This is a genomic window from Pseudomonas sp. DSP3-2-3, assembly GCF_049898225.1.
Taxonomy (GTDB): Bacteria; Pseudomonadota; Gammaproteobacteria; order Pseudomonadales; family Pseudomonadaceae; genus Aquipseudomonas.
The window spans coordinates 242,497-266,058 of the sequence record NZ_JAFCXH010000001.1; the positions used below are offsets into that span (position 1 = coordinate 242,497).

The following is a 23,562-nucleotide window of genomic DNA, read 5'->3' on the forward strand; positions in this document are numbered from 1 at the left end:
GCCTTCTGGCGGGTTTTTTCGTTTTGGCGTTCCGTCGGATTCCGGTGGGTACCAGCCGCTTTAAGGGTGGAGTTTGGGATAAAGGTCAGTTAGATAATAGGGAGTACCCTTATGTCGCGCACCACTGCTCCACTCTCCGACTCAGCTTGCCGTGTAGTGGTCAACTGGGCCAAAAGCGGACCTTCTGCTGCCCTCAAAAAAATCGCGGCTAAAGCCCCTACCAAAGGAACTACGATCCCACGTAGGAGGGCTTTAGCCGTGATGGAGAAAACAGGCCGGTTCTGGTCGCAAGCAATCCTAAACCGCAACGCATCCAGCGCAGTCATGGCGTTGTTCCTGAAATGAACTCAGTGCGAGGCAGGTCACTCAGACCAGCCTAGCGCCGCCGTCGATGTTTAGCGTGGCGCCGTTCATAAAGGTGTTGGTCATCAGGAAAACCGTAGCGGCGCCTGCTTCAGCGGCGGTACCGATGCGATGCAACGGTAGCACTTGCTCCCATGCGCTCACGTACGCATCGCGCCCCTCGCCCAGGGCTTTGCTAAAGATGGGGGTGTCAATCGGGCCTGGGGACAGGGTGTTCACACGGATAGGCGCCAGCTCCAGGGAGAGACCACGTGCCAGCGCTTCCATTGCCGCCGATGCTGCAGCGATCACGGCGGTGCCATACGCGTTGGGCCGATCGGCCAAACAACCAGAGATAAAGACGATCGAGCCGTCCTTGGACAACCGATTTCCCAACGCGCGGATGGCGTGCAACGAAGCCCATATACGCTCTTCGAACGCTCGACGCAGGTAGTCGATTTCAGCGTCCAGCACTTTGCCCGCCACAAATGTACCGGCGAGTAGAACCAGATGATCCACGTAAGGGATGTCCGCCAAGGCGGCGTAGACGGCATCGCCGTTGGTGACATCAGCGGCGCGCCAGCCGGCAAGCCCGTGTTCCGTCGCCGCTTGCTCGGCGCGCTCGGCATTGGAACCGATCACGATCACCGATGCTCCGGCGGCTTTGGCTTGAATCGCGGCGGCTAAACCGATGCCGGATGTGCCGCCGAAAATCACCACCGTGCGGCCTTCCAGATGAGCGGGTAGCTGTTGGGTAAATGCGGTTTGGATGGTGGTGGAATGGCTCATGATCGATCTCCTTGACTGCCTGAATGGCGTTGGACAAAGACTAAAGATTCGAGTCAACATTGATAATCAGGCTATAGGTCGCTTCACTAGTGCCATTACGGAACAAATTGAGTTAGACCGCCTTACCGGTCTTATTGCCTTTGCCCGCGCTGCTTCTTTAGGCAGCTACACCGCTGCAGCCCGTGATTTATCTGCGTCGCCGTCCGCTATCAGCAAAAGCGTGCAACGCCTGGAGCAACATTTCGAGCCGTGTTTATTCAGCCGCACCACCCGCTCGTTGATCCCGACCTGAAGGCCGGGATTTTTACGAACGGGCGCTACGAATTCTGCGCGAAGTAGAGGACATCGAGCAGGCCGCAGTGGCCTCGCGCGCTGAGCCCTCCGGCACCTTGAAAGTGACCGCGCCGCCGCCTATCTGGCTGAACATATTGGCGCCAGCGATTCCCAGGTTTCGCGAGCGCTACCCCAAGCTCGCCATCGACCTGCGCTTGGGCGATCAGTTTGTGGACATCGTTGCGCAAGGCATCGATGTAGCAATTTGGGTTTCGACGGTGCTGTTCCTGCTGACACTGGCCGGCCTGCTTACCACCCTGAAGTCCTGCTATGGCTATGGCTATCTCAACCGCATCCAGTCGAGCCGACGCCTGGAGCGAGAGCTCAACGCAACGCTGAGCTGATGTGTTTGGCGGGGCGTTTGATGCCGGATTTCAAGACCATCGCCAGCTTCCGAAAAGACAACAGCAAGGCTATCCGAGGCGTCTGTCGCCAGTTCGTAGTGCTGTGTCAGCAGCTGGGATTATTCGGTGAGAATCTGGTCGCCATTGATGGCAGCAAGTTTAAAGCCGTCAACAACCGCGACCGTAACTTCACCAGCGCCAAGCTGAGGTGGGCATGGAAGAAATCGAATCGAGCATCAACCGTTACCTGGCGGCACTCGATACTGCGGATCGGCAAGATCCCACATCCTCTGAAGCCAAGACGGTGCTGGAAGAGAAAATCGCCAAGCTGAAAGTGCAAATGAAGGTGTTGTCGGCCTGAAAGGGTTGGCTTCGTTGCCTACCTCGCATGCTTGAAGCCTCGCTGAAGCCTCCATGACAATAGTGACAACCCATAGGGCTTACCGCGAGCAGCTACTCAGCTAAAAACCGTCGGCGCTACGCACCGACAGTACACCCGCGCGTTTTTTACACACTCTGGGCCAGAGGCGGTCACTCATGATCGGCGGCGATCTATCCAAAGTAGGCCGAATGCCACGCTCAAACGCACAGGGGCGCGGGCTTACCACGATCCAAGCAAATTCAGAAAATCGAATGGGGGTGCAGCGCTTGCGATGCTCGCGGTCCGTGAATTCAGTACTTGGGAATGTTATTCGCCGTGTTTCAGTCGACCGCTTGCAGCGGGATGAGCCCAAGCCACCCCCCGCCAAATTGCCTGCATACTGCTTCGCAATACCCTTTTCAACGTGTTGAATTTTACGCATTTTGACGATTGCAGATGGCGTTTTGCCCATGTCATACTACGTCATACAACTAGGACGACAGGATGTCTTAATGGCCCTGGCGCACGACTATAAGGAAGGCAGTTTTTCATGAATTTTGAAAGCAAGCGCGTCCGCCAAATTTCCTCGTCTCCCAGCATGGCCATCTCCATGCGCGCCAAGCAGCTGTCCAGCGAGGGCCGCGACATTGTTGATATGAGTCTGGGCGAACCCGACTTCGATACCCCCAGCCATATCATCGAGGCCGCGCACCGAGCGATGCTCGATGGACACACGCGCTATACCGCACCGCAAGGCACCCTGGCCTTGCGCCAGGCCATCGTCGGCAAGTTTCAGCGCGAAAATGGCCTCACCTATGGCGTTGATGAAATCACCGTCGGCAACGGCGCCAAGCAGGTGATCTACAACACGTTCGTTGCGACCCTGGAACCTGGCGACGAGGTGGTTATTCCAGCGCCCTACTGGGTGTCCTACTCCGATATCGTCACCTTGAGCGGCGGCGTGGTGCGGATCATTCCCTGCGGCATCGATGCCGGCTTCAAGCTCACGGCGCAGGCACTGCAAGGTGCGCTGAGCGACAAGACCCGCTGGCTGATTCTCAACTCACCGTCCAACCCCAGCGGCGCGATTTACTCTGAAGCTGAGCTGCAGGCGCTTGGCAAGGTGCTGGAAGATTTCCCCAATGTGCTGGTGATGTCCGATGAAATCTACGAGCACGTGCTGCTCGCCGACCAGCCTTTCGTTTCGTTTGCCAACGCCTGCCCGCAACTGCGTGAGCGCACCCTGCTGATCAACGGCGTGGCCAAGGCTTACGCCATGACCGGCTGGCGCATCGGCTACGGCGCAGGTCCCAAGGAACTGATCGCCGCCATCAGCAAGATCCAGTCACAAAGCACTTCTGGCGCAAGCGCCATCAGCCAGGAAGCCTCCCGCGCCGCCCTCGAAGGTCCACAGGATTTCGTCAGCAGCAGCGCCAAAGAATACGCCCAGCGCGGCAAGCTGCTGGTAGACGGCCTGAGCCAATGCCCGGGCCTGCGCCTGAGCGCGCCAGCCGGTGCGTTCTACGCATTCCCTGAATGTAGCCAGTTGTTCGGCCGCACTACCGCGCAGGGCCAGCTGCTCAACGACGACGTGGCGCTGTCGGCCTACCTACTCGACCACGCCGGTGTTGCCGTAGTACCGGGCGTAGCGTTTGGCATGCCAGGTTACTTTCGACTGTCATTTGCCACCTCACGCGAACAGATAACCAAAGCTGTCGTTGCCATTCGCGAAGCGCTTTCAGCCTTGCGCTGAAGCTTTCGCTTTTCGTTGTGCCAAAGCTGCCATAACAACATCGGAGATCCCCATGCTCGATCAAAAGAAACAGCTGCTTGCCTTGGTTGTCGCCGTTTGCCTGGGTGCAAGCGCTGCGCAAGCTGACGACCTGACCGGTACACTGAAAAAAATCAAGGAACTGGGCACTGTCACGCTTGGCTACCGCGATGCGTCGCTGCCATTCTCGTATCTGAACGACGCCCAGCAGCCTATCGGCTACAGCATCGAGCTATGCCAGAAAATCGTCGACCAGATCAAGGTCAAGATCGGTGAGCCCAACCTCAAGACCGAGTACGTATCGGTGGTTGCGGCCACCCGTACCCCGTTGCTGATCAACGGCACTATCGACATGGAGTGCGGCGTTACCACCAACACCGTCGAGCGCCAGAAGCAGATCGGCTTTTTGCTGACCAGCTACATCGCCAGCGCCAAATACGCCGTCAAGAAAACCGCTGGCATCAACAGCGTGGCCGATCTGAAAGGCAAGTCGGTAGTAGTGATCACCGGTGGCAGCGGCGAGTGGATCACCAAGAACCTTGACCGCGAGAAACAGCTGGACCTGAAAATCCTCAACGCCAAAGATGGCGGCGAAGCCTTCCTGATGCTGGAAACCGGCCGTGCCGTGGCCTATATCAACGACGACGTGCAGTTGATGGCAACCATCGCCCAAAGCCGCAGTCCGGACGCCTACTCCTTGCTGCCTGAAGCGATGTCAGCCGAACCCTACGCCATCGGCATTCGCAAGAACGACCCGCAGTTCAAGACCTTCGCCGACGATGTGCTGCGCACTCTGTACAGCACCGGCGTGATCGAGACCCAGTACCCTAAATGGTTCCAGCAGCCGATCCCGCCGAGAAACGCGACGATCAACCTGCCGATGAGCGATGCGTTGAAGCAGGCCATCGCCAACCCGAACGACACCGGCGTCTGACCCGCCACCTTCACGCCAGGCAGTGACGCGGCGCACCTGCGCCGCGCCGTTGTGCGCCTGGCCGCATGCAGTGCTTCTCCCTGAACGTTGGTGTTGGCATGGATTACAACTGGAACTGGAGCGTGTTCTGGGATTTTGCTCCCGGAGAGTCAGCTTCGTATTTGCAATGGTTGGTCACCGGCACCAGCTGGACCCTGGCGACCACCCTCGCCGCGTTTATCCTGGCATTTCTGATCGGCGGCCTGGTCGGTACCCTACGTACCAGCACGGTGCGCCCGCTGGTATGGCTGGGCAATCTGTACACCGAGGTATTTCGCAATATCCCCTTGCTGGTACAGATGTTCATCTGCTTCTTCGTGGTACCTGAACTGTTGCCCATTTCCTGGGGCGACTACCTCAAGCAAGACCTGCCCTACCCGTCTTTTTTCAGTGCCGTGGTGGCGCTGACCCTGTTCACCTCGGCCAAGCTTTCCGAGCTGTTCAAGGCCGGCATCGAGTCGGTCGCCTATGGCCAGCGCGGCGCGGCCCTGGCCCTGGGTTTGCGGCCCACGCAGATGTACCTGAATGTGCTGCTGCCGCAGGCAATCCGCGTGGTGTTCCCGCCGTTGACTTCCGAGGCACTCAACACCCTGAAAAACTCTTCGGTAGCGCTGACCATTGGCCTGATGGAGTTGACCGCGCAGGCGCGCAACGTCAGCGAATATTCATTCAATACCTTCGAAGCCTTTACGGCGGCGACGGTGATTTACGTGGCCATTTCGCTGCTGATGACGTTTGTCATGGGTCGTATCGAAAGCTCCCTGGCCGTTCGCGGCGCGACGAGGTAAGTCATGTTCGATCTAGACCCCAGTGTCATTGTGCGGGCCATGCCGGCGCTGTGGACCGGCCTGAAGTTCACCTTATTGCTGACGCTTGTGGCGATGTCGGTGGGCATCGTTGCCGGCACCCTGCTGGCATTGATGCGCTTGTCGGGCAACCGCGTGATGCGTGGCTTCGCTCTGGGCTACGTCACGGTCATGCGCAGTATTCCGCTGGTACTAGTGATCTTCTGGTTCTACTTTTTGATGCCGCTGCTGCTGCAGATGGCCTTCCACACCGAACGCCCGGTGCAGATAGGTCCGGTGGTCACCGCCTTCGTGACTTTCTGCATGTTTGAGGCTGCGTACTACAGCGAAATCATCCGCGGCGGTATCCAAAGTATTTCCGGCGGTCAGAAGCAGGCAGCCCAGGCTCTGGGCCTGCGCCCGGCGCAAGCGATGCTCTACGTGATACTGCCGCAGGCGCTGCGGCGCATGCTGCCGTTGCTGCTGACCCAAACCATCATCCTGTTTCAGGACACCTCGCTGGTGTATGTGCTATCGATTGCCGACTTTACCGGTGCGGCCAGCAAATTCGCCCAGCGCGACGGACGCCTGGTGGAGTTGTACCTGTTCGTGGCACTGGTGTATTTGGTGATCTGCTACCTGCTGTCCCGGCTGAGTAAACGCCTGAAAAGAAGCACGGAGAGAACTGCATGATCCAGATGAAAAACCTGAGCAAATGGTACGGTGATTTCCAGGTCTTGAAAAACTGCACTACCCAGCTTTCACGCGGTGAGGTGATGGTCGTGTGCGGGCCGTCCGGCTCGGGCAAAAGTACCCTGATCAAGTGCGTGAACGGTTTAGAGCCGGTGCAGGAAGGCGAGATCTTCATTGACGGCCAACCGGTCACCGGCCGCGGCGTCGACCTGCCGAAACTCCGCGCGCGAGTGGGCATGGTCTTCCAGCACTTCGAGCTGTTCCCGCACCTGACTATCGTGGAGAACCTCAACCTGGCGCAAATCAAGGTGCTCAAGCGCGACCTCACCACCGCCACCAGCAAGGGCATGGCGCTGCTGGAGCGCGTGGGCCTTAAGGCACATGCGCACAAGTACCCTATTCAGCTGTCCGGTGGCCAACAGCAACGGGTCGCCATTGCCCGCGCCCTCGCCATGGACCCGATCGCCATGTTGTTCGATGAGCCCACCTCGGCACTGGACCCGGAAATGGTCAATGAAGTGCTGGATGTGATGGTAGAGCTGGCAGGCGAAGGCATGACCATGATGTGCGTCACCCATGAGATGGGCTTCGCCCGTAAAGTAGCCGACCGCATTGTGTTCATGGACGGCGGCGAAATCATTGAAGACGTGAAATCCGAGGAATTCTTCGGCGCCCCACGCTCCGAACGTGCTCGCAGCTTCCTGTCCAAGATCCTGCAACACTGAGTTCGGACATCGGTCGGTCTACTGGGGAGGGCCTGGAATTGGCATATTCGTCCCAGCGGCAAACGGCTGAGTGTTGTGCCGCCCCCTCGCGCAGAGGCTCTGGAACAGGAGCTGCTGCATGTATTCGAGCGGCTCAAGTGACTGGTCAGCCAGCCTGAGCTGTTTGATCCCGCTACCACGACACGCACCTTTGCCGTCGCCCTTTTTGAAACTCCTGCTGCGGTACTCATTCCAGAGCTCGATGCCAACTATGCACCTGAGGCTTCCGCGATTGCCCCAATGGGCAGACTACCAACTTTTAGAGCATGAATGGAGTCAGCTCCGTGCCGTATGAAAAGTGATCGCATAGCCATCAGGATCACTGGCAGCAAAGAAACGACCGAAAGGTCCATCGGCGAGCGGGCTGAGGATCATGCCGCCTCGCTGAATAATGAGGGTGTGCAGTGCATCAGCGTCGGGACACGCGATCCATAGCACCATGCCTACACCGAGAGGTCCCACTTCCGGAAGTGCATGCAGTGGCTCTCGCAGCGCCAACGGGATTGGCTCGGTCTGAAAAATGGCTGCTCCGGGAGGACAGTGCGCCGAAACCTCGAAACCAAAAACCTCCATGTAAAACTTGCGGGATGCAGCGAGGTTACGCACTTGCAAGGCGATGAAGTCCGGCCCGAGTGGAGTTGTCATATTAGCTCCGATCAATCAATATAAGGGACCTGACAATATTATAAGGATCCTGACATGTCAACGCCGAAGCTCGCACCTCGAAGCGGAGTCGACTGGATTGGCTACAACCTGAAAATCGCACAACATCGACTGAGGCAGCGGCTGGATGCCGAGCTCGCGCAGATCGGCATAACGGCGCCTCAGAACGCAGTCCTACTTGCCGTTGCTGGCAATCCGCAAATCTCGAATGCCGAGTTGGCTCGTGCGGCCTTCGTGACGCCGCAGACCATGCAGGGGATTCTCGTCAATCTCGAACGTGGAGGACTGATTGTGCGTAGCCCGCACCCGAAGCATGGACGCGTCATCATGACCGATCTGACGAAAGCAGGTCAGAAGGCCGCCACCGATGGAGCGAAAGCTGCTGACGCAGTGGAACGGCAGATGCTCTCCATGCTGTCAGCAGAAGAGGCCAGGCTTCTATGCGAGTTGCTTAAACGTTGTGCCGCTGCGTTGGACGATTAATCGTCCAATGTCTGATAGCTGGGAACCTGCCATCGTTGAATGTCTGCTTTGGGTCCAGGCTGTGTAAAACGCATTAAATACCTCGAAAACTGAGAGTCGCGAGGGTTGCCATATTGCTCAGTTGCCCACGATTATTACCGACGTTGGTCACCTCAGGGGCAATGATCAGGTGGTGTTTGTCGTCGACAGCTGTTTGTACGTTGTACCCAACCGTTTCGGTGCCTCGGCCGCTCGTGGCCATTGAGCGTGCATCTGGGTCTGTGAGGGAGATCTGCTGATCTGGACTTTCGTGGAGCTGCGCCTCGATTTCCTTGAGTTTCTGCATCTGCTGTTTCAGCGTTTCGATTTTTTCTTTCAGTCGCTTGGCCTTGGCCTCGGCCACTTCGGGCGTTGCCCGATCCGCCGAATCCATCGCCGCCACCCCACCTATCTCGACGCATCAAAAAAATTTGAACCGCTATCGGACGCGCTCGCCTAATGATCAGCGTGTGGATAATCCCACAGGCAATTTGCCAATACCGGCAAACTTCGAGAGGTGGTCAACGTGGCTAAAGACGAGAAGAAAAGCAAAGGTGAAGCTTCGAAAGCCAGCAAGGAATTGAAGGACAAAAAGTCATCACCCGCAAAGAAATCAGCTGCGGACTCGGCTCTTTCGAAATCTTCCGAAAAGAAAGACAAGAAAAAAGATGCCGAATCAAAAAAATCTGCAAAAAAAGCTGATAGCAAACCGGAAAAGGTTAAGAAATCAGAGAAGGCAGAAAAGCCGGCGAAAAAGAAAAAGTGACATCTGCTGCCTGCTAGGGCTTTACGCCCTAGCATCCTCAGGCTGTGTTGCCGTCGATAGCCATCAATAGCCGTAAAATTTCAAGCTTGGTTAGTCACGTGTTGGTTGCAATCGCTAGCCCCAGAGCAACGCTATCAGTTGGTCCAGTAAGGACTGTTCGGGTGTTCCTCTTTATGTTCCATCGGTGCCTTGACCAATAACCGCACGGAGATGAGTGAACGATTGCTTCAGTTCCTGCATCGCCAGGCCGAGGGGATGATACGGGGCGCGCTGCCCTTCGCCATCGGCGAAACCGAACAGGCCGGCGGGACAGTATCGGTCGTCGTCCCAACCGGGATAGTCGAGGATCGGGTACCAGCAAATGCCCTCGACCGGCACGCCGCGGCGCATCGCCACTTCGACCTGCTTACAGATATACGCCAGCCATGGAACGCGATCTTCGCCCTCGGCGCCGGTTTCAGAAAGAAACATGGGTCGCCTGTAGCGTTGATGCACTTCGGCGAGCATCCCCGCCAGCGGTCGGTACTGAGGTGAGCCGCGAAGGATCTTCGCTCCGTTGAGAAACCACTGGTTATACGGGTAGTAATTGACGCCGACGATGTCCAGATAAGACTCCTGGCCGCCCAACCCCGGCCACTGTCTCCCAGTCAGTAATTCCCAGGCGTCGAACTGCGACTGCCGATAATCCTCGGCAGCGTTGATCTGATCTACACGGTGAGAACCGGCGATGACATTGATCAGCGGCTCGCACTGCACAAACCGCGCAGCCGGCGCCTGCTCCCGGATGGCTTCGATGGCCGCAATGCTCGCGCGGACCAGTTGATGCTTGAGTTCCAGCCCCCGCCCGTGCGCCGACGGATTGAAATACCCGACGGAGCCGCCGGCCCAACTCCAGAACGAAATTTCGTTGAGCGGTGAATAGAATGGGGCATCAATCCCCTCCTCCCTCATAAGCCGCGCGACTGCCGCACAGAATTTCGCGAAACGCTCAACAAACGCCGGTCGCCAGATATCCAGATCGTCGGGATAACCGTAATGGCACAAGTCCCAGATCACTTGCAGATTGCACTCGCGGGCGGCGCGCAGCATCGGCAAAAAAGAGCTCCAGTCGTAATGCCCCGCGCGCGTCTCGATCAGGTGCCAACGCAAGCCATCGCGGATCGTACGAATGTTTGCAGTCACCAGTTGCCGATAATCACTGTCCACCCAACGGGCGTGGCCAGTGCTGGCACACAGATCAAGCCGTCGACCGTCATTGCGCCGATGCGACGAGCATTCGTAACCGGCTAACAGAAAGCTGTTGAACAGGCCAGGAGAGCTCATGACGCCTGGACCGGTCCGCCGGCAATCATGACTCAACTCCGCAGGCGACTACCTTCGCGCTGGCCGTCACTTCGGCAATGCGTTGATAAAGCGCCAAGGCCTGGCCCACTACCTGATCCATGTTGTAGTACTTGTACGTCCCCAACCGACCGAGAAAAGTAACGTTCGGCGTGCGGTCGGCGAGTGCTTTGTAGCGTTTGTACAGCTCGGTATTTTCCGCGCGCGGCACTGGGTAGTAGGGGTCGCCGTCCGCGCAAGGGAACTCGTAGCTGATGCTGGTTAACGGATGCGTTTGCCCGGTCAGGTGTTTGTATTCGGTGATGCGTGTATAGGGCACTGTTTCGTCGGGATAGTTGACCACCGACACCGGTTGAAACTGCGACTGGGCCAGTGTCTCGTGCTGGAACTTCAAAGACCGATACGGCAGCTTGCCGAAGCAGTAATCGTAATACTCATCGATTGGACCGCTATACACGAGATGGCAGTAGCTGACTCGCTCACGCACCGCAATGAACTCGGTGTCTAACAGGATGTCGATGCTCGGGTGTTCGAGCATGCGCTCGAACATTCGCGTGTAGCCATCGAGCGGCATCATCTGATAGGTGTCGCCGAAATAACGGTCGTCGCTGTTGGTGCGGGTGGGTACGCGAGAGGTGACGGATCTGTCGAGTTCGGACGGGTCCAGCCCCCATTGTTTTCGCGTGTAGCCACGGAAAAACATCTCGTAGAGCTCCCGGCCGACTTGATTGACCACCACATCTTCCGAGGTACGAATGGTTTCCACCGGTTGTGCACGGTTGGCGAGAAACTCTGCAGCCTGCTGCTCAGTCATGTTCAAACCGTACAAGCTATTCAACGTAGTCAGGTTGATCGGAATCGGAACCAGATGCTCGGCGACCTGCGCCAGTACCCGATGCTCGTAGGGCCTCCACTCGGTGAACGCCGATAAGTACTGCACAATGCGCTCGGCATTGGTGTGGAAAATATGCGGCCCATAACGATGGACCATGATGCCCGCTTCGTTGAAATGGTCGTAGGCATTGCCGCCGATGTGCTCGCGACGATCGATCAGCAGGACTCGTTTACCGAGCTCGGCGGCCAAGCGTTCTGCGAGCACGCTACCCGCAAATCCGGCGCCGACGATCAGGTAATCGTATCGAACTGAGGCTGAGCCGGTGATTGCGGATTCCAATGTTATCTGAGGCATTCGATTTGCTCCTTCATTACCGCGCATGTCTTGTCCCAGGACATGCCGTCGAGCACAGCATCGATGCGCTGAATGAACCCCATTGAATCTTGTTCGTCAGTCAGAATGCTCTCGATGGCGCTGATGAATTCATCTACAGTCCCGGCGACTTTTACCACGCCGCTGTCGCCATAAACTCGCACCACATCAGCAACGGCCGTGGACACCACAGGACAACCGCCCGCGAGGTATTCGGGGGTTTTGGTCGGGCTGATGAAACGCGTTGACTCGTTGAGCGCAAACGGCATCAGAGCCACATCCCAGCCGGCCAGATATGCCGGCAACTGCATGTAATCCTTGCTGCCGAGGTAATGAATATTGGGGGAGCGTGGCAGGAGGGCTGGATCGATTTTCACCACCGGGCCAATTAACACGATCTGCCATTGCGGACGTTGAAGCGCGAGTTCGCTTACCAGCGCGATGTCGAATCGCTCATCGATAACCCCAAAAAATCCGAGCCGCGGATGGGTAATGTTGGCTTGATCGGCTGGCGCCGGCAAGGACTGGCGTGCGGTACCGAAATGGTTAAGGTCGACGCTGCTGGGAACAGCATGCGCATTGGCGTGGAGCTTGCGCTTCGCCTCCCAGAGGCTGTAACCACCTGTAAATACCACGTCCGCCCGACTCATCAGCTGACGTTCTTTTTCCACCAGTTCCGCAGGTGCGCCCTTGAAGGCTGACAACTCATCCATACAGTCGAAAATCGTCACTTGGCCTTTGAGGTGCGAGGTGAAATCCAGGCTCATGGGGGTGAGATACCACAGCAGTAATTGCGACGGAGCGTGGACCGACAGATAGTCGTCGAGCAACTGTCGCTGTGCGGCGGTGATCTGCTCGGGGGTGAGCCCGCACGGAATATGCGGCACGAGCACGGTGACACTGTTGGAAGGTTGTGTCTGTTCCAGCCAATGCTTGTCGCCGGCGTCGTGAATCGGCTCCTCGAAAAACAGCACGTCGTAATCTTTGGCCAGGCGCGACATCACGTGTTGAGGGCGTTGATAAACAAAGCCCCAGCGCAGGTGCGATAGACATAAAAGAACAGGACGCAAGGACTGACCGAGATGTGGATCTGGTGCCAGGGATGTGGGAGTCAACTGCGCGTCAGGTTGCTCTACAAGATTCATAATCTTTCCTTTTTAGGTATACGTTACCAAACAGAATCTGAAGCGCAGTAGCAACCTGGCTTCCACGACAACTCTTGCGGTCGAAGAGCGACCCCGGTGATCCGATGTCACGTTCTGCGCGCTTCTATGGTTTTGGAGATACGGCGTATTGTCAGCGTTCAAACGTGTTTGCCAGCAAGCCGATGAAGGGCACATACCTATCGGGTTAATTCTCTGAACTACTCGCCACGCGCGGCCCCATAACTCTAAGCGACGCAACTTTGCTCGCCTAGGGATGAGGGTGAGGTCATGATTTTGGTCACCGGAGGTGCTGGCTACATTGGGGCCCATGTGTGCGTGGAACTCCTGCGCAAGGGCGACGCCGTTTTGATACTGGACAACTTGTGCAATAGCTCTAGGCTCGCCATTGAACGGGTCGCCGCCCTGGCGGGAGCGCGACCGGGCTTCATCAAGGGCGACGTGCGCAATCGCGCTCTGCTTGATCGCATTTTCGATGATTATCCAATTGACGCCGTTGTGCATTGTGCGGGACTGAAAGCCGTTGGCGAGAGTGTCCGAGAGCCATTACGTTATTTTGAAACCAACGTCAGTGGCAGCGTGACGCTATGCCAGGCAATGGCGAGCGCAGGCGTGCACACTTTGCTGTTCAGCTCTTCGGCCACCGTCTACGGCGATTGCGCGCAGATGCCGATCGACGAAGCTAGTGTGCCGGGACAGCCAACGAATCCTTACGGTCATTCGAAACTCATGGCAGAGAATGTCATGACCAGCATCGCCCTATCCGATGACCGCTGGTCAGTAGGCCTGTTGCGTTACTTCAACCCGATTGGCGCCCACCGCAGCGGAAGCCTCGGTGAGGCGCCCTCCAACACGCCAAATAACCTGCTCCCCTATATCCTGCAGGTGGCCACCGGTGAACGGGCGGCGCTGAATGTTTTCGGTGATGACTACCCCACTCCCGATGGCACTGGGGTGCGCGATTACATCCATGTGATGGACCTGGCCGAGGGGCACCTCAAGGCTCTGGATTATTTACAACGCAAGATCGGTGTGCATGTGTGGAACCTGGGCACAGGATGCGGTTATTCGGTGCTTGAGGTGGTGCGCGCATTTGAGCGTATTTCCGGGGTAAGCATCGCGATCAATTACAGCGCGCGGCGTGGCGGCGACATTGCTCAGTGCTGGGCCAATCCGAGCAAGGCAGAGCGTCAGTTGGGTTGGCGCGCCATTCGAGATCTCAACGAAATGCTGAGGGACGCTTGGCGCTGGCACTGTCAGAATCCGCGGGGTTACGAGGTTGATTCGCTGGCCATTTGATAGAAAAAGTGCAGATGCCAATCCGCAACTACGCTCTACCGACAATCCGTTTGCTCCTCGAGATTGCGGGTGAAACTTCGCCCCGAAAGACGCGCTGAAGTGCTATTAGCGCTGACGTTTAATTTAGCCTGGAAGGAAGTGGAGCGAATTCCGCTGAGAGCGAGCCTTTCAGAGAAGGAGTAATGATGATAGGTGAACGATTAAGGCTGGAGCGTGAAGCGCGCCATTTGACCCTTCGTGGGGTGTCGGAGGTGGTGGGAGTGCAACCTAATGCCCAAGCCTGCTATGAACATAACCGGCGGATGCCGCGGGCGGATTATCTGGTCAGGCTGTACGCTGCGGATTGGGATGTCCCGTTTATCCTGACGGGCGAGCGCAGCCCTCTGCATGAAACGCAGTTAGCTGAGAATGAGCAGCAAGTCTTAAAGGCGTTTCGGCGGTTGCCTGATACCGATCAGCGAGCGCTGGAACAACTCATTCTCTCGATGGCGGCGTTGCGCGAGAGGGTAGACAGTGAGCCTGTTTAGATTCGGCGTGACCCTGCTATCAATAGCCGCGGTATGGTTGGCCGTAGTGGCGCGACTGATGTCCAGTTACTCGTCGCACTTGATCCGCGCAAAGCACATTCGCACAACGCCGTATAGAAAACGTATGGCTATTTTTTTGCCGAGCGGTCATGTGTCGCCGTATGGCTGACCTACTATTGTCAGTGATGAATAGTTGAGCGTCATCAAGGTCTCATACGGAGGTGTGACATCGAGCATAAAACGTTTTTTCAACGGTGCGTGGCACTGACAGGGAGCAGCGACCTCAGCGAGCAACAGACAGGATGGTCCGGGCGTTGGAACTCGAATTGGTGATTTTGTTGTGTGTAGCCAGTGCCAGGGAGCTCAAGCCATCGACATGGTGGATAGACCTTTTGATCATCTGCCTGTGCATCAAAGCTGAGGACGGGGCTGAACGGAACCGTCGCGATCTAGGCCTATGCGGTCCGATGGGCCGTTATTCGACAGTGCGAGGAGAGGCTACTCATGGAGTTGAACGAAGTTTCCCAACTGAAAGAAGCAACAGGCGTCAGGGCCGCGAACGAGGCGATTGAAGACGGATGGACGTTGCTGGGCTTTTTGGAAAGTACCAAGCACGGCTCGGTAACCTATGCGCCTAGTCGTTCACTTCGCCTGCGTCAAGTTTCTCGAACACGCAGCGCAGCGGGGGGGCCGATTTCACATAAGCGACGTTATAAGCACTGCAGCGTGACTACCCCTTTAGCGGTGCCTCGGGTCGAGCATGCGCTTGGCTGCTAGCAGTTTTCAGTTTGCCCAGGACATACACCTGGACGAGCTGCTTATCGTCGCCAGAGAGCGCAGCGGCAGGTATCGGGCGGGGAACTCCCCCAGAGTCATCCCATGTAAATCAGACTACTGTCGATTTACGACCCGTCGGCCACGCGCCCTACTCTGTGGCAGTCTGACGGCTTAAGTTCTTGACCGCAGGATGAGCGAACAACGATCGCCATCAGCGGTTGCCCGGTTGCGTTGTCCAGCAGCACGGAGCGCGTCTCTTGCGGTTCGAACAGGAAACGTTCACCCCACTGTCTCATGCTGACCACCACCGGAAATATCTCCCGTCCTTTTTCCGTAAGCACGTACTCCTTGTAGGCGCTGCCATCAGATGCTGGCTGAATGTCGAACACCCCGACCGCAACCAGCGTTTTGAGCCTCGATGCCAGAATATTTTTGGCGACGCCCAGACTCTTTTGAAAATCGCTGAATCGGCGGATATCGTCAAATGCGTCGCGGATGATCATCAGCGACCAGCGATCACCAATTGCCTCCAGTGTTCTTGCCACCGGACATTCACCGCTTTGCGGTGAGGCGTCTTCGATCATCTTTTTTCCCCTCACGGAATGTTGATTTGCCAGATCTGCCTATTGATCAGGCGAAAACTGGTTGCAATTTAAAACCGGATCGAACAACAATCCAACCCGGTAGTTAATTGAAACCAGCTTACTCCATGGAAGTACGCATGACAGCAGATACTCATTCACCGGCTGAGTGCTCATCCCCATCGTGCTCGGGATCGCCGCATATGGCTGCGACAGAAAGCCGCGCCGACCGGTTGCCGGGCCTTTCCCCTTCGCTCACGCTGCTGTTTTCTGTCACGTGTGCCCTGGCCGTTGCCAACGTTTACTTCGCCCAGCCTTTGCTTGACTCGATGGCCGATAGCCTGGGTATTACATCAGGGATGACCGGAATCGTGGTGACAGCCACTCAAGTGGGTTATGCGCTTGGCTTGCTTTTTATCGTACCGCTTGGCGATTTGATCAACCGTAAACGGCTGGTGCTGATTCAAGTTTTGCTGTCCGCGATTGCTCTGGCTGCAGTTGGCGCAGCACAGCAATGGCTGGTCCTACTGGGAGCGATGATCGTGGTTGGCTTGATGGCGGTGGTCGTTCAGGTGCTGGTGGCCTATGCCGCTGTGCTTGCAACTCCATCGCAACGCGGGCGGGTCGTGGGCACGTTAACCAGCGGAATCGTTATGGGGGTTCTTCTGGCTCGATTCACCTCCGGACTGGTCGCAGATCTAGCTGGCTGGCGGGCTGTCTATTTTCTTTCTTCGGGACTCATGCTCACCATTGCGGCGGTACTGTGGAAGGTGGTTCCTGCTACACCGCCGCCGCCTCAACTGGAGTCCTACCTCGGGCTCATCCAGTCGCTCTTCAAACTCTTCATCACCGACCCGGTTTTGCGGATCCGCGGCGTGCTGGCCTTACTGATCTTTGCCGCTTTTTCCGTGTTATGGACTTCGATGGTGTTGCCATTGAGCGCCCCGCCTCTATCGCTGTCGCACACTGCCATTGGCATGTTCGGCTTGGCCGGTGTCGCCGGAGCGCTTGCTGCCAGAAGAGCCGGACGCTGGGCCGATCAAGGGCACGGACAAAAAGTGACGGGGCTCTCGCTGGGTCTGCTAACGCTGTCATGGTTGCCGATAACTTTTGCAGAGACGTCCCTGCTCGCATTGGTCTGCGGGGTAATCCTGCTCGACTTCGCGGTGCAAGCCGTACATGTCAGCAGCCAAAGCATGATCTTTGCCGCTCGACCTGACGCCCATAGCCGCATGGTCGGCGCCTACATGTGCTTTTACTCGATCGGTAGCGCGCTTGGCGCCGTAGCCGCGACGCAGGTATATGAACTCTGGGGATGGTTTGCGGTAAGCCTGCTGGGCGGGTTCATCAGCACTACTGCTCTGCTTTTGTGGATTCTGACGTCGCATTTATCATCGGATCTACAACGAAAATCGCTATGAAAACCCGACATTGCCAACGCCGAGACCATGATTGCCATCAACTTCCTCGGCCCCATCCGCGTTATCAACGCTTTCATAGACCACCTGAAAACCCGGCAGGGTGCTGTGATTGTCAACGTATCCTCGGGACTTGCGTACGTCCCGTATGCGCCCTCGCCGACCTACAACGCAACGAAGGCTGCGATACATTGGACGTGGAGGTCACAAGCGACCTAGCTCTTAGAACATCTCATTTCCGTGACGATCACCGTCCACAGGACTCGCGAGGAAGCACATGATCGATGGCTCCGCCGTTTTGACAGTTTTTTGGGTTTACCTCGCCGGTGTCGTTATCCCTGGGCCAAATTTTGTCGCAGTGGTCCATAAAGCGGTGGCTGCTACACGGTCAGAAGTTCTGGCCTTGGTAGCGGGTATCGTACTGGTCAACTTGTTCTGGTCCACCTGTGCAATTGCAGGTCTCGGGATTGTATTTGCTGCGTTCCCCTGGACTGCGCTTGTTGTGAAGGTTCTGGGGGCTGCCTACCTGATGTGGTTCGGATTCCGGCTGCTGATCAACGCGGGGAAGAATGCGATTGGCCCGCTAAATGATGCCGTCGCCGGAAGTTACAGGCAGTCTTTCATTCAGGGGGTGATTACTAACATTGGCAACCCCAAGTCCATGGCCTTCTATGCCGCTGTCTTTTCAGCCGCAGCCCCCGCCCACGTTTCGCCGGGCACGTTTTTGTCGATGCTGGCAGTTGTAGTGGTGGTTTCAATGACCTGGTATGGAATGGTCGCAATCGCTCTTTCCCAACCTAAGATCGCTGCCGGGTATCAAGGGATGAAAAAAGCAATTGATCGACTGTGTGGCGGTTTGATTTTGTCTCTGGGGATCCGCCAGCTGGTTTAGCAATCCTACGACAGAGTATCTATCGAGATCGAAAGTCCTTGCTATGGTCCTGAGGATTCATCGCCACAAGCGGACGTTCGCCGGTGGCTGCTACAACCCAATATAGAGGGCGCATTAGTCAGGAGCGAAGAGTTCTATCCCCTCAGAACAAGAGACATGTCTGGGTATTTACCACACATAAAGTCGACGAATGCGCGAACCTTCGGAGCCGCAAGCCGCCTGGACGTATGTAAGACCCAAAGCGCTGGCTCAACACCTGACACCGTGCCCCACTGAACCAAATCACCACGGGCAAGCTGGTCCCATGCAATGGACTGAGGAATGAGGGCTGCACCGCCACCGGCTATGGCCGCATCGCGGACCATTAGCAATGAAGAGAACCGCATTTTCGGGATCGGCTCCAGGACCAACTGCCCGCCATCGAGACTCCAATGGGTAGGCTGGAACGTTGAGGTCACGATGCCCGGAACGGCTCTGATCGCGCCGGGCATCGGCCTGGGTATTTCAGGCGCCGCCACAACTATCAGCCGGTCCTTGGCGAAGCACCGTCCGACCAGGCTGCTATCCGGGCTTGGATTAATTCGAATGGCGACGTCAAATTGTTCCTCGACAAGGTCGACCATGCGATCTTCCGCCACGACCTCAATCAAGACTTCCGGATAGGCCGCACAGAACTCGGCGCCAATACGCCCCATCGCGAGCTGCGAGAACAGAATCGGGGCAGCGACTCGCAAACGTCCGCGAGGCGTTGAAACGCCTTCTCGTGCTGCCGTCAAGGCTTCGGTCACTTCACTCAGCGGGCCTTCAGTGCGAGACATCAGCGCCTCACCAGCGTCGGTGAGCTTCAGACCACGCGCGCTTCGCTCAACCAGCCTTACTCCCAGTTGTTCTTCAAGATCGGCGATTCGGCGCGACAAGGTGGCTTTGGAAATACCGCTCGCACGGCTTGCCTTTCCCAACCCCGAATGGGTGGCGACGAGAATGAAATCGATCAGCGCGTTCAGGCTCATGGTGTTCCATATTTGAAACGAGGTGTCTGTATCTTGTGACCTTTGTTTTGTAAGTGCAACGGATTACTTTCTCGTCATCGGAACACGATATGAGGAATTCCAATGAGCACCATCCAACGCGCTGTACGGATCAGGGCATACGGCGGCACGGACGCCGCACAAATTGCCGAGATCGAGAAGCCAGCACCAGAGCAAGGCCAGGTTCTGGTTCTGGTTCGAGCCGCTGGCGTGAACGGCATCGACTGGAAGGTTCGCGAAGGTCATGTGCGCAATGCATTCCCGCGTCCATTGCCCATCGTGCTGGGCGCCGGGGCCTTTGGTTCATGAATAAACCTGACCCTGAATTGCTGGAAAAGCTGGCCTGGGAAGTCGCCAGCGGCACGCTTCAGTCGAGGGTCGGCGACGTAGTTGGCTTCACTGACATCCCCAAGGCAATCGAACGCAATCGCACCGCTTCACGCACTGGCAAGGTCGTTGCGGACTTCACTCTCTGACCCACCCATATATTCAACGCAGGAGTTTCAAAATGAGCATTCTTGTTATTGGTGCCACGGGCACTATCGGTTCACTCATCACTCAAGGCCTTGCTGAGGTTGGCGCCGAGGTCAAAGCCCTTGTACGCCAAGCGGCCAAGCGAGAGTTCCCGGCAGGCGTCACTGAAGTTGTCGCAGACCTCACCGATGTAGCTTCGATGCGTGTCGCGCTGTCCTCGGTGCGCACGCTGTTCTTGCTCAATGCCGTGACGCCCGACGAGGTAACCCAGGCCCTTATCACGTTGAACCTCGCTCGCGAGGCTGGTATCGAGCGCATCGTTTACCTGTCGGTGATTCATGCCGACAAATTCACCAATGTCCCGCACTTCACTGGCAAGCATACCGTTGAGCGCATGATCGACAGCCTCGACATTCCTGCAACTGTTCTGCGTCCGGCTTACTTCATGCAAAACGACCGCATGGTCCAACAGACGATTCAGAGCTACTCGGTATACCCAATGCCCATAGGCTCGGCGGGCGTGTCGATGATTGATGCGCGCGATATCGCTGATGTCGCGGTTGCAGAGCTGCTGCGACGCGACAAAGCACCCTCTGCGCTGGATCGTGTAACGCTGGATTTGGTTGGGCCGCATGTGCTCACCGGTGCGTCCGTGGCGAAGACCTGGAGTGCAGCTCTGGGCCGGGAGATCGCCTACGGGGGTGATGACGTAGCCGCTTTCGAAGGACAGCTGGCTTTGTATGGTCCCACCTGGCTGGCTTATGACATGCGCCTGATGATGGCGAGTATCCAGACCTTCGGCATGCAATCAACTGAAGGAACGGTAGAAAAGCTTCAGACCATCATTGGGCACCCGCTGCGCACCTACGAAGACTTCGTGCGCGAGGCCGTTGCCGAGGCTTAAGCCGCCATGGCAAAGGGGGTGGATTCATTTTTGGCTAGCGTACTGCCCCCTATTGAATCTATTACGTGTGGTTTTCAACCCTAAAAGAGAACACCGCGATGAGTAATCAACGTTTGTTCAGTCGCACGGGCAGAGTAAATTTATCAAGTACATCTCCCTTGGACTACGTCATATTGCCGCCGCGCGCGAGCATCTTGAAGCTCGTCCGCCCAACGCAGGCCTGACCCTTTCGAGGCAGCGTGTTAATGCTCAATCAGGCGGTAAAAGTCGGCGAGGGGCCAGAAGCGGACCTTCAGCTTTCGTCTAAAACATGTGCCAGAACGCCCAAACCACGCATCCTGACAGTCTGATGGAAGAATTAAACCTGCCGCCCTCACACGAATGCGGAGCGTCGCCCAACTCAGCTTTTTCCAGCATCTTGCCAGGGCGAAGTGTCGCGCTTGGCGAAGATGCTGGCCATTTCCGCCGCGTTCTCGGTTCCCCAGGTGCACAGCGGGATGATCGCGTCAGCCAGGCTGCGCCCGAGCGGGGTCAACGCGTAGTCCACGCGTGGCGGGACCTCCTTGTAGTCGGTCCGCGCCAGCACGCAATCGGCCTCCAGATCCTTCAACGCCTGGATCAGCACCTTGTCGCTGACCCCTGCGATCAAGCGCTTGAGCTCGCCGTAGCGCTTCGGGCCGTCGCGCAGGAAAAACAGGATCAGCGGTTTCCACTTGCCCGAGATGATGCGCAGCGTGGCGTTGAGCCCGCAACCGGTACCGCAGACTTCAGAAGACGTCGTCATAATTTTATACTTACCAAAAGGTGCATACTTGTCCTTAGGTTATCAGGACTGCATAGTTGTTCTCAAGCAAGCAGTTCCCTGCTTGCATAGAACTCCAGGGAAATGCACGTCATGACCAGACTGAATGGAAAGACCGCCGTGATCACCGGCGGCGCTACCGGTATCGGCCTCGCCGCAGCCAAGCGCTTCATCGAGGAAGGCGCCTTCGTCTTCATCTTCGGTCGCCGACAGGCAGCGCTCGACGCCGCTGTGGCCGAGCTCGGGCCCAATGCCCGTGCGGTGAAGGGCTCGGTTTCCGATGAGGCCGACCTCGACCAACTCTACGCGGCGGTGAAGGCCGAGCGCGGAACCCTCGACATCGTCTTCGCCAATGCCGGGGCAGGAAGCCCGCTTGCGCTCGGCAAGATCACCGCCGAGCACATTGATGAAACCTTCGACACCAACGTGAAGGGTACGATCTTCACGGTCCAGAAGGCGCTGCGGCTGATGGGCCAGGGCGGTTCAATCATCCTGACCGGGTCGAGCGCCGGCACCACGGGCGCCCCGGCATTCAGTGCCTACAGCGCGAGCAAGGCAGCAGTGCGCAACCTCGCGAAGACCTGGGCGGAGGATCTGAAGGGCACCGGCATCCGGGTAAACGTGCTGTCGCCCGGGCCGACGGCGACCGATCTCGCGAAGCAAGCGCTAGGCGAGGAAGGCATGAAGGTCTTCGCCGCGATGAATCCGCTACAGCGCATGGCTGAACCGGCGGAAATCGGCGCAGTGGCCGCTTTTCTCGCGTCGCAAGACAGCAGCTTCATGACCGCCAGCGAAGTCGCCGTCGACGGTGGCCTGGCGCAAATCTGACTCACTGCGCCCGGTCGGTCACCCCATTCGATATTCGAAGCCCGCTGGGCGTGGTTAAACCTGAGGAAAAACTATGAGCTACGCAATTATCGGCTTCGGCAATATCGGCCAGGCCCTGGCCAAGGCGTTTACCCGAAGCGGCATCGAAGTCTCCGTGGCAACGACCCGCGACCCGGAAAGCTTCGCACCCGCCGCGGCCGCGATCGGACCCCAGATCATTCCCAAAACACTGACGGAAGCCGTCAAGGCGGACATCGTCTTTTTGGCGGTCCGTTTCGAGTCGCACCCGGATGTCGCGAAGGCGTTGCCGACCTGGCAGGGCAAGACCATCATCGATGTGACCAATGCCTACGGCGTGTCCCCTGAGGAACTGGGCGGTCAGCCTTCTTCCAGGGTTGTCGCGCAGGCCTTCACCGGCGCGAGACTGGTCAGGGGCTTCAATCATTTGGGTGCTGCCGTCCTTGGTCAAGATCCGGCCGTACAGGGTGGCAGGCGAGTTGTGTTCCTGACGAGCGACGATGACGACGCCGCAGCGGAGATTGGTGCGCTTGCGGAAAAACTCGGTTTCTCGCCGATCAGACTTGGCGGCCTTTCGGAAGGTGGACTGCTTGTGCAGGCGCGGGGAAATAGCTGGGGTCAACTGATCTTCAAGGACCTGGTCAAGTTCGACTGATGAATCGTGATCGAAACTTTCGACGCTACCCCGCCTCGACGATTAGATAAGTACTTAATAACGAAGAAAAGGAGCGATGATGCTTAATAATGAAAGAATAATCAGAGAACTCTGTGCCGCCGCGGAGGGGCAAGGAACGGATATCGAGAAGTTTGTTTCGATGTTCTCTGAGGAAGGATACATGTGGGATATGGCTTCCGGCATGAAGTTCCGCGGGAAGGCCATTGGTGACTCTATCGCTGGCCTGGTAAGCGCGTTCCCCGATGTCCACCGTGAGTTGTTGAACATCCACGTCGCGGGAGATGTCGTCGTTGTCGAGCTCGCGATTCGGGGAACGCACACAGGGGATCTGGCTCTTGCTTCCGGGACTCTAGCTCCCACGGGCAAGACGATAGATGTCCCGTCTTGCGATGTTTTCCACCTCGAAAACGGGAAGATCATATCTTTCCATTGCTACAACGAGGCTTCCGTCATGCAGCAACAACTTGGCCTCGGCTGAATTACCGACACTACACGATCCGATGTAAGAGCAATGGAGAGGTCTTTATGAGCATTCAAGAGAA

Annotated in this window: 27 protein-coding genes and 3 pseudogenes; 21 read left to right on the forward strand and 9 right to left on the reverse strand. The window is 57.1% G+C overall.

Annotation, left to right across the window (positions count from 1 at the left end; all coding sequences use genetic code 11):
* Nucleotides 1–366: 366 nt before the first annotated feature.
* Entirely contained in the window at nucleotides 367–1,131 is a 765-nt protein-coding gene (locus ACP7E4_RS01110) for an SDR family oxidoreductase (RefSeq protein WP_426110853.1), read from the reverse strand.
* Between ACP7E4_RS01110 and ACP7E4_RS01115 the strand changes: the two genes are divergently transcribed.
* The 8 genes and pseudogenes from ACP7E4_RS01115 to ACP7E4_RS01150 all read left to right on the forward strand — a co-directional run bounded on the left by ACP7E4_RS01115 (nucleotide 1,130) and on the right by ACP7E4_RS01150 (nucleotide 7,116).
* Entirely contained in the window at nucleotides 1,130–1,423 is a 294-nt protein-coding gene (locus ACP7E4_RS01115) for a helix-turn-helix domain-containing protein (RefSeq protein WP_426110855.1), read from the forward strand. The genes ACP7E4_RS01110 and ACP7E4_RS01115 overlap by 2 nt on opposite strands.
* A 103-nt stretch (nucleotides 1,424–1,526) precedes the next feature.
* Nucleotides 1,527–1,613: pseudogene (locus ACP7E4_RS01120) on the forward strand (hypothetical protein); the annotation flags it as partial.
* 56 nt (nucleotides 1,614–1,669) lie between these two features.
* Nucleotides 1,670–2,160, forward strand: a pseudogene (locus ACP7E4_RS01125) (transposase); the annotation flags it as partial.
* Nucleotides 2,161–2,719: 559 nt separating this feature from the next.
* On the forward strand, nucleotides 2,720–3,922 hold the full coding sequence (locus ACP7E4_RS01130; protein WP_426110857.1) for a pyridoxal phosphate-dependent aminotransferase: 1,203 nt from the start codon (nucleotides 2,720–2,722) through the stop codon (nucleotides 3,920–3,922).
* A 52-nt stretch (nucleotides 3,923–3,974) separates the two neighbouring features.
* Nucleotides 3,975–4,874 carry a transporter substrate-binding domain-containing protein gene (locus ACP7E4_RS01135; RefSeq protein ID WP_426110859.1) on the forward strand — a complete coding sequence of 300 codons (900 nt, stop codon included), beginning with the start codon at nucleotides 3,975–3,977 and terminating at the stop codon, nucleotides 4,872–4,874.
* A 98-nt stretch (nucleotides 4,875–4,972) separates the two neighbouring features.
* The gene (locus ACP7E4_RS01140; RefSeq protein ID WP_426110860.1) at nucleotides 4,973–5,701 is read left to right on the forward strand and encodes an amino acid ABC transporter permease; all 729 of its coding nucleotides are present in this window, start codon (nucleotides 4,973–4,975) and stop codon (nucleotides 5,699–5,701) included.
* Nucleotides 5,702–5,704: 3 nt separating this feature from the next.
* Nucleotides 5,705–6,391: an amino acid ABC transporter permease gene (locus ACP7E4_RS01145; protein WP_426110862.1), complete on the forward strand. Its 687-nt coding sequence runs from the start codon at nucleotides 5,705–5,707 to the stop codon at nucleotides 6,389–6,391.
* Nucleotides 6,388–7,116: an amino acid ABC transporter ATP-binding protein gene (locus ACP7E4_RS01150; protein WP_426110864.1), complete on the forward strand. Its 729-nt coding sequence runs from the start codon at nucleotides 6,388–6,390 to the stop codon at nucleotides 7,114–7,116. Before ACP7E4_RS01145 ends, ACP7E4_RS01150 begins: the two co-directional genes overlap by 4 nt.
* A 315-nt stretch (nucleotides 7,117–7,431) precedes the next feature.
* Here ACP7E4_RS01150 and ACP7E4_RS01155 read toward each other — a convergent pair whose 3' ends face one another.
* Nucleotides 7,432–7,800, reverse strand: coding sequence for a VOC family protein (locus tag ACP7E4_RS01155; RefSeq protein WP_426110866.1), 369 nt, complete (start codon nucleotides 7,798–7,800; stop codon nucleotides 7,432–7,434).
* 54 nt (nucleotides 7,801–7,854) lie between these two features.
* On the opposite strand from ACP7E4_RS01155, the gene ACP7E4_RS01160 reads away from it, so the two are divergent.
* The gene (locus tag ACP7E4_RS01160) at nucleotides 7,855–8,301 is read left to right on the forward strand and encodes a MarR family winged helix-turn-helix transcriptional regulator (RefSeq protein WP_426110868.1); all 447 of its coding nucleotides are present in this window, start codon (nucleotides 7,855–7,857) and stop codon (nucleotides 8,299–8,301) included.
* A 97-nt stretch (nucleotides 8,302–8,398) separates the two neighbouring features.
* Here ACP7E4_RS01160 and ACP7E4_RS01165 read toward each other — a convergent pair.
* A pseudogene (locus tag ACP7E4_RS01165) lies at nucleotides 8,399–8,722 on the reverse strand (IS5/IS1182 family transposase); the annotation flags it as partial.
* A 114-nt stretch (nucleotides 8,723–8,836) separates the two neighbouring features.
* On the opposite strand from ACP7E4_RS01165, the gene ACP7E4_RS01170 reads away from it, so the two are divergent.
* A complete protein-coding gene (locus ACP7E4_RS01170) occupies nucleotides 8,837–9,085 on the forward strand; it encodes a hypothetical protein (protein WP_426110870.1) in 249 nt (82 codons plus the stop codon).
* A gap of 171 nt (nucleotides 9,086–9,256) precedes the next feature.
* Here the strand turns inward: ACP7E4_RS01170 and ACP7E4_RS01175 are convergent, their stop codons facing one another.
* The 3 genes from ACP7E4_RS01175 to ACP7E4_RS01185 are packed head-to-tail and all read right to left on the reverse strand — an operon-like array spanning nucleotide 9,257 to nucleotide 12,778.
* Nucleotides 9,257–10,408 (reverse strand): beta-glucosidase, encoded by a 1,152-nt coding sequence (locus ACP7E4_RS01175; RefSeq protein WP_426110871.1) that lies wholly within the window; start codon nucleotides 10,406–10,408, stop codon nucleotides 9,257–9,259.
* A gap of 25 nt (nucleotides 10,409–10,433) precedes the next feature.
* On the reverse strand, nucleotides 10,434–11,615 hold the full coding sequence (gene glf, locus ACP7E4_RS01180; RefSeq protein WP_426110872.1) for a UDP-galactopyranose mutase: 1,182 nt from the start codon (nucleotides 11,613–11,615) through the stop codon (nucleotides 10,434–10,436).
* Nucleotides 11,603–12,778 (reverse strand): glycosyltransferase family 1 protein, encoded by a 1,176-nt coding sequence (locus ACP7E4_RS01185; RefSeq protein ID WP_426110873.1) that lies wholly within the window; start codon nucleotides 12,776–12,778, stop codon nucleotides 11,603–11,605. The genes glf and ACP7E4_RS01185 overlap by 13 nt, the downstream gene beginning before the upstream one ends.
* Before the next feature lie 288 nt (nucleotides 12,779–13,066).
* Here ACP7E4_RS01185 and galE point away from each other — a divergent pair, with 288 nt between their 5' ends.
* Both galE and ACP7E4_RS01195 read left to right on the forward strand, forming a co-directional pair.
* Nucleotides 13,067–14,095: a UDP-glucose 4-epimerase GalE gene (galE, locus tag ACP7E4_RS01190; protein ID WP_426110875.1), complete on the forward strand. Its 1,029-nt coding sequence runs from the start codon at nucleotides 13,067–13,069 to the stop codon at nucleotides 14,093–14,095.
* A gap of 185 nt (nucleotides 14,096–14,280) precedes the next feature.
* Nucleotides 14,281–14,622, forward strand: coding sequence for a helix-turn-helix domain-containing protein (locus ACP7E4_RS01195; protein ID WP_426110877.1), 342 nt, complete (start codon nucleotides 14,281–14,283; stop codon nucleotides 14,620–14,622).
* 902 nt (nucleotides 14,623–15,524) lie between these two features.
* Here the strand turns inward: ACP7E4_RS01195 and ACP7E4_RS01200 are convergent.
* Nucleotides 15,525–15,983 carry a winged helix-turn-helix transcriptional regulator gene (locus ACP7E4_RS01200; protein WP_426110879.1) on the reverse strand — a complete coding sequence of 153 codons (459 nt, stop codon included), beginning with the start codon at nucleotides 15,981–15,983 and terminating at the stop codon, nucleotides 15,525–15,527.
* A gap of 200 nt (nucleotides 15,984–16,183) precedes the next feature.
* On the opposite strand from ACP7E4_RS01200, the gene ACP7E4_RS01205 reads away from it, so the two are divergent.
* From ACP7E4_RS01205 to ACP7E4_RS01215, 3 genes are read left to right on the forward strand one after another with little or no spacing between them, the layout of a single operon-like run.
* Nucleotides 16,184–17,401 carry an MFS transporter gene (locus tag ACP7E4_RS01205; RefSeq protein ID WP_426110881.1) on the forward strand — a complete coding sequence of 406 codons (1,218 nt, stop codon included), beginning with the start codon at nucleotides 16,184–16,186 and terminating at the stop codon, nucleotides 17,399–17,401.
* 27 nt (nucleotides 17,402–17,428) lie between these two features.
* Complete coding sequence (locus tag ACP7E4_RS01210) at nucleotides 17,429–17,617, forward strand: SDR family NAD(P)-dependent oxidoreductase (protein WP_426110883.1); 189 nt, start codon at nucleotides 17,429–17,431, stop codon at nucleotides 17,615–17,617.
* Nucleotides 17,618–17,675: 58 nt separating this feature from the next.
* A complete protein-coding gene (locus ACP7E4_RS01215) occupies nucleotides 17,676–18,290 on the forward strand; it encodes a LysE family translocator (RefSeq protein WP_426110885.1) in 615 nt (204 codons plus the stop codon).
* Between the two features lie 134 nt (nucleotides 18,291–18,424).
* Here ACP7E4_RS01215 and ACP7E4_RS01220 read toward each other — a convergent pair whose 3' ends face one another.
* A complete protein-coding gene (locus tag ACP7E4_RS01220) occupies nucleotides 18,425–19,300 on the reverse strand; it encodes a LysR family transcriptional regulator (RefSeq protein WP_426110887.1) in 876 nt (291 codons plus the stop codon).
* Nucleotides 19,301–19,402: 102 nt separating this feature from the next.
* Here ACP7E4_RS01220 and ACP7E4_RS01225 point away from each other — a divergent pair, with 102 nt between their 5' ends.
* The 3 genes from ACP7E4_RS01225 to ACP7E4_RS01235 are packed head-to-tail and all read left to right on the forward strand — an operon-like array spanning nucleotide 19,403 to nucleotide 20,696.
* The gene (locus ACP7E4_RS01225; RefSeq protein WP_426110890.1) at nucleotides 19,403–19,627 is read left to right on the forward strand and encodes an alcohol dehydrogenase catalytic domain-containing protein; all 225 of its coding nucleotides are present in this window, start codon (nucleotides 19,403–19,405) and stop codon (nucleotides 19,625–19,627) included.
* Nucleotides 19,624–19,794, forward strand: a complete 171-nt coding sequence (locus ACP7E4_RS01230; protein WP_426110892.1) for a hypothetical protein — start codon at nucleotides 19,624–19,626, stop codon at nucleotides 19,792–19,794. Before ACP7E4_RS01225 ends, ACP7E4_RS01230 begins: the two co-directional genes overlap by 4 nt.
* 32 nt (nucleotides 19,795–19,826) lie before the next feature.
* Nucleotides 19,827–20,696, forward strand: coding sequence for an NmrA family NAD(P)-binding protein (locus ACP7E4_RS01235; protein WP_426110894.1), 870 nt, complete (start codon nucleotides 19,827–19,829; stop codon nucleotides 20,694–20,696).
* A gap of 400 nt (nucleotides 20,697–21,096) precedes the next feature.
* Here the strand turns inward: ACP7E4_RS01235 and ACP7E4_RS01240 are convergent, their stop codons facing one another.
* Nucleotides 21,097–21,480: a winged helix-turn-helix transcriptional regulator gene (locus ACP7E4_RS01240; protein WP_426110896.1), complete on the reverse strand. Its 384-nt coding sequence runs from the start codon at nucleotides 21,478–21,480 to the stop codon at nucleotides 21,097–21,099.
* Between the two features lie 111 nt (nucleotides 21,481–21,591).
* Between ACP7E4_RS01240 and ACP7E4_RS01245 the strand changes: the two genes are divergently transcribed.
* The 3 genes from ACP7E4_RS01245 to ACP7E4_RS01255 all read left to right on the forward strand — a co-directional run bounded on the left by ACP7E4_RS01245 (nucleotide 21,592) and on the right by ACP7E4_RS01255 (nucleotide 23,498).
* Complete coding sequence (locus ACP7E4_RS01245; protein WP_426110898.1) at nucleotides 21,592–22,326, forward strand: SDR family NAD(P)-dependent oxidoreductase; 735 nt, start codon at nucleotides 21,592–21,594, stop codon at nucleotides 22,324–22,326.
* Nucleotides 22,327–22,399: 73 nt separating this feature from the next.
* Nucleotides 22,400–22,999 (forward strand): NADPH-dependent F420 reductase, encoded by a 600-nt coding sequence (locus ACP7E4_RS01250; RefSeq protein WP_426110899.1) that lies wholly within the window; start codon nucleotides 22,400–22,402, stop codon nucleotides 22,997–22,999.
* 79 nt (nucleotides 23,000–23,078) lie between these two features.
* Nucleotides 23,079–23,498 (forward strand): nuclear transport factor 2 family protein, encoded by a 420-nt coding sequence (locus ACP7E4_RS01255; protein WP_426110901.1) that lies wholly within the window; start codon nucleotides 23,079–23,081, stop codon nucleotides 23,496–23,498.
* Nucleotides 23,499–23,562 lie beyond the last annotated feature (64 nt).